The organism is Roseitalea sp. (genome assembly GCF_984466335.1).
Genome location: NZ_CFIFWG010000193.1, coordinates 1 through 4,828 on the forward strand (window position 1 = coordinate 1; position 4,828 = coordinate 4,828).

A 4,828-nucleotide genomic window follows, 5' to 3' on the forward strand; every position below is an offset into this window, starting at 1 on the left:
GAGGGTGGCACGGTCGGACCGGCATCCTGATCGGCGGCCGGGCCGGCCTGTCCGGCCCGGGCCAGCGGCCTATCTGCCCTGGGTGACGATCACCGGGATCAGAAGGTCGCCCCAATTGCCGTCGCCGCCATGGTGGCGGGCCGAGCGCACCAGCTCCACGGACACGCCCGCCTCCACGGCCTTCATCACCGACTGGTTGAGCCGGTGCAGGTCGTTGGCCAGCATGCGGATCGCGGCCTGCTGGTCGGCGCCCATCGTCGAGGACTGTTCCTCGGCGCGTTCCTTGACGTGGGTCTTGGGGCGTTCATGGCTGGACATTTGCTGCTCCGTGGCGGGTTTGCCTCGGCCTTTATTGGCGGGGCCGGCTGAAAAAGTCCACCGACCCCCCTTTCGGCGTCGGGTTCATCGGTTGGAGGCCGCCGGTCTGCTCTGGCCGGACTCGCCAGCACGGCAAAGTTCTGTCAAAGCCGCCGTTTCATCCGCCCGTGGCATGCCTTGACAAAGCACCACGGCGTGCCTCTGTCCCGATCTTGATCGAGAAAAAGCCAAACGCAACAGTCTTTTGCCGCGCCGTGCCGATTGCGACGTGGTCTGGTCGCCGCTGTGACCGAGGCCAATGGTCAACTTGTAAAAGGAGTCATAACGGCGCAAGCTCGGGTCGCCTCAGGGAGCCCGCCATGGCCGACCAGAAGATCTTCGCCGGCGCGCGCATCCGGCGCATGCGCACGCAGCGTCAACTGACCCAGACGGCGATGGCCGCCGATCTGGGCATCTCGCCGAGCTATCTGAACCTGATCGAGCGCAACCAGCGGCCGCTGACGGTGCAGCTTCTTCTCAAGCTCGCCGCCGTCTACAAGGTCGACGTCAACGAGTTGCAGGGCGGCGGCGAGACCGTGCTGCCGCAACTCAAGGAGATGTTCGCCGACCCGCTGCTTGCCGGCGAATTGCCGGGCGACCAGGAACTGATCGAGATTTCCGAGGGCGCGCCCAATGTCGCAAGCGCGCTCGTCAAGCTCTATCGCGCCTATCGCGAAGGCCAGGAACGCCTGAGCGACCTGTCGGACATGCTTGCCCGCGAGGGCCACGAGACGCGCATCGCCTCGACACGCCTGCCCGCCGACGAGGTGCGCGAGGCGCTCGAAAAGCGCCCCAACCATTTCGCCCGGCTCGAAGAGGAGGCCGAGAGCTTCATCAGGCTTTTGTCGCCCGGCGACGATCTGACCGGCGCGCTGAAAGCCTGGCTGCGCTCCGATCACGGCATTGCCGTCAAGGTGCTGCCGGTCGAGGCGATGCCCAACTGGAAACGCCGCTACGACCGCCATTCCAACCGGCTGTTCATCTCCGAGCGGCTGTCGCCGTTCGATCAAAAACGCGAAGTGGCGATGGAGGCGGCGCTGATCCGCATGCAGGTGGCGATCACCGCCGAGATCGAAGCGCTGAGCCTGTCGTCGGCCGAGGCGCGGCGCATCGCGCGGTTCGAGATGGCGCGCTATGCCGCGCACGCGCTGATGATGCCCTATGAGCGCTTCCTGAAGGCGGCAAGGCGCGAGAAATACGACATCGACCTGCTCAAGTCGCGCTTCGGCGTGTCGTTCGAGCAGGCCGCCAACCGGCTGACCATGTTGCAGCGGCGCGGCCAGGCCGGCGTCCCCTTCTTCATGGCCGAGATCGACCAGGTCGGAAACCGCTTCCGTCGCGCCGGCGCGCGCGGCTATCCGCAGGCGCGGTTCGGCGGCTCGTGCCCGAAGCTGCCGGTCCACGACGCCTTCAGCACGCCCGGCCACATTCTGGTCGAGGCGGTCCGGATGCCCGACGATGTCGAGTTCCTGGTCATCGCGCGCACGCTGGAAGGGCCGCAGGGCGCCTTTCAGGAACGGCCGCGCCGCACCGCGATCCTGCTGGGCTGCGAGATCGCGCACCGCAACGACATCGTCTATGGCGCCGCGCTCAGGGGCGCGCCGGGCGCAGACGACCGGGTTCCATCGGTGCCGGTCGGGCCGGCGTGTCGGGTCTGCGAACGTGCCGGATGCCTGGCCCGCGCCGCGCCGCCGATCACAAAGCCGCTGGGATTGGACGACATGACGACCGGGCTGAGCGCGTTCGATTTCGTCTGAGATTCAGGTCGCCCCGCCGCCCCGCCGCCCGGCAAGCCGGCAAGCCGGCAAGCCGGGGGCGCGGTCTTCAAGATCGGGCCTCGTTCCGAGGGGCTCGAACCGCCCTCCGAGACGCGCCCCGAGGGGCGCGCGAAACCGCTTGTGCGCCGCCGGAAACACCAATAGGTTTTCGCGCAAACGCGGCCGGCGAGCGCCGGTCGCGTGCCTTGCCATGAGAATCTGGAGAGTTGCCGACATGCGTTTTTCGTCCCTTGCGATCTTTGCGGCGATCGCCGCCGCGGCCACGACCGGCGCGGCCGGTGCGCAGGACCGGGTGGTCAACGTCTACAATTGGAACGACTATATAGACGAGGAGATCCTCGACGAATTCACCGCCGAGACGGGCATCGCGGTCAACTACCAGGTGTTCGATTCCAATTTCACCCTGCAAAGCCAGCTTCTGGCCGGCGACACCGATTACGACATCGTCGCGCCGACGGCGACATTCCTTGCCAATCAGATCAAGGCCGGCGTCTATCAGCCGCTCGACAGGTCCAAGCTGCCCAATCTGAAGAACATGGACCCCGTGCTGATGGAGCGGTTGGCGGTCTACGATCCGGGCAACGCCCATGCGATCGTCTATATGTGGGGGACGACGGGCATCGGCATCAATCCCGACATGGTCCGCGAGCGGCTCGGCGAGGATGCCGACCTGACGTCCTGGTCCCTGATCTTCGATCCCGAGATCGCCGCGCGGCTCGAAGACTGCGGCATCTACCATCTGGACGATCCGACCGAGATGATTCCGGCCGCGCTCAACTATCTGGGCATGGACCCCGACGCCAAGGACGCCGAAAGCGTCGGCAAGGCCGCCGAGCTTCTGGCGTCGGTGCGGCCCCATGTGCGCAAGTTCCATTCGTCCGAGAACATCACGGCGCTGGCCAATGGCGACATCTGCATCGCCATGGGCTGGTCCGGCGACATGCTGCAGGCGCGCGACCGCGCCGCCGAGGCCGGCCGGGGCGTGACGGTCGAATATGTCATCCCCCGGGAGGGCGCGCTTTTGTGGATGGACGTGATGGGCATTCCGGCCAGCGCCCCCAATGTCGAGGAGGCGCACATTTTCCTCGACTACATCATGCGTCCGGAGGTGATCGCCAGGGCGTCCAACTATGTGGCCTACGCCAACGGCAATGCCGCCTCCAAGCCGTTCCTGGACGAGGCGGTGCGCGAGGACACGGCGATCTATCCCGACGAGGAAACCCAGGCGCGGCTTTATGCGGTGACGCCCAACGACCAGCGCACCGAGCGCCTGTTCACGCGCACCTGGACCCGGGTGATGACCGGGCAGTGATCGGCAAGGCTGCGCGCGGCGAACCGTGCGGAGCCTTCGCATGCCGGCGGGGGCGAGATGAAATCACTGGGCAATGTGCGACGTGCCTTTGCGCCTTGGGCGGACGAAGCGGCAAAGCCCTATATCGCCTTCGAGCGCGTCACCAAGCGTTTCGGCGATGTCACCGCCGTCGACGATCTGACCCTTCACGTCTACGAACGGGAGTTCTTCTCGCTGCTTGGCCCCTCCGGCTGCGGCAAGACGACCTTGCTGAGGATGCTCGCGGGCTTCGAGGAGCCGACCTCGGGCGACATTCTGCTCGATGGCCGCTCGCTCGGGGGCGTGCCGCCGCACCGGCGCCCGGTCAACATGATGTTCCAGTCCTATGCGCTGTTTCCCCACCTGACGGTGGCGGGCAACATCGCCTTCGGCCTCAGGCAGGAGGGCATGGAAAAGGGCGCGGTGGCCGAGCGTGTCGACCAGATGCTCAAGCTGGTCAAGCTGGAGCGGTTCGCCTCGCGCAAGCCGCACCAGCTCTCCGGCGGCCAGCGCCAGCGCGTCGCGCTCGCCCGCTCGGTGGCCAAGCGGCCGAAGCTTCTGCTGCTCGACGAACCGCTGGGCGCGCTCGACAAGAAGCTGCGCGAGCAGACCCAGTTCGAGCTGATGGACCTTCAGGAGCAGCTCGGCCTGACCTTCATGATCGTCACCCACGATCAGGAAGAGGCGATGACCATGTCCGACCGCATCGCGGTCATGGACGCGGGCACGGTCGCGCAAACCGGAACGCCCGCCGAAATCTACGAGGCGCCCCGTTCCCGCTATGTCGCCGACTTCATCGGCAATGTGAACCTGTTCGAGGGACGGCTCGTGTCCGCCGAGGGCGGCATGGCGCTGATCGATGCCGATGCCGGCCTGCGCGTGCGCGCCCATGCGCCGGCCGGGGCCCTCGCGGGTGACAGGGTCTGCTTCGCCATCCGGCCCGAAAAGGTCGATTTGGGCCGCGCCAAACCCGACCGGGACGACAATCTGGTCGCCGGCGAGGTCTGGGACATCGCCTATCTGGGCGGCCTGACCGTGTTCAACGTGCGCCTCGATTCGGGCGCGATCGTCCGGGCGATGGTGATCAATGCCGAGCGCGCCGTCGACGATCCCATCGGGTACGAGGAACGCGTCTGGCTCTCCTTCACGCCCGATTGCGGCATCGTGCTGGAGCGCTGAGATGGCGGCGGGGGATCGGGCCGCACCGGGGTCGGGCGGGAGCGGCACCGCGCTGTTCCGCCGCATTGCGATCCTCGTGCCCTATGTGTGGCTGCTGGCGCTGTTCCTGCTGCCCTTCCTGATCGTCTTTCGCATCTCCTTGTCCGAGCCGGCGCTGGCCATTCCGCCCTATGCGCCGCAGTTC

Annotated in this window: 4 protein-coding genes and 1 pseudogene; 4 read left to right on the forward strand and 1 reads right to left on the reverse strand. The window is 66.8% G+C overall.

The features are described from left to right. Positions 1-69 precede the first annotated feature (69 nt). Positions 70-318 carry an SMc00767 family acetate metabolism repressor gene (locus AC5E6L_RS13960; protein WP_491228617.1) on the reverse strand — a complete coding sequence of 83 codons (249 nt, stop codon included), beginning with the start codon at positions 316-318 and terminating at the stop codon, positions 70-72. 359 nt (positions 319-677) lie between these two features. On the opposite strand from AC5E6L_RS13960, the gene AC5E6L_RS13965 reads away from it, so the two are divergent. The 4 genes and pseudogenes from AC5E6L_RS13965 to AC5E6L_RS13980 all read left to right on the forward strand — a co-directional run. After that, positions 678-2,114, forward strand: a complete 1,437-nt coding sequence (locus tag AC5E6L_RS13965; protein ID WP_491228618.1) for a helix-turn-helix domain-containing protein — start codon at positions 678-680, stop codon at positions 2,112-2,114. A 235-nt stretch (positions 2,115-2,349) separates the two neighbouring features. After that, entirely contained in the window at positions 2,350-3,447 is a 1,098-nt protein-coding gene (locus AC5E6L_RS13970) for a polyamine ABC transporter substrate-binding protein (protein WP_491228619.1), read from the forward strand. 57 nt (positions 3,448-3,504) lie between these two features. Beyond that, positions 3,505-4,644, forward strand: a complete 1,140-nt coding sequence (locus tag AC5E6L_RS13975; protein WP_491774086.1) for an ABC transporter ATP-binding protein — start codon at positions 3,505-3,507, stop codon at positions 4,642-4,644. A gap of 1 nt (position 4,645) precedes the next feature. Further along, a pseudogene (locus AC5E6L_RS13980) lies at positions 4,646-4,828 on the forward strand (hypothetical protein); the annotation flags it as partial.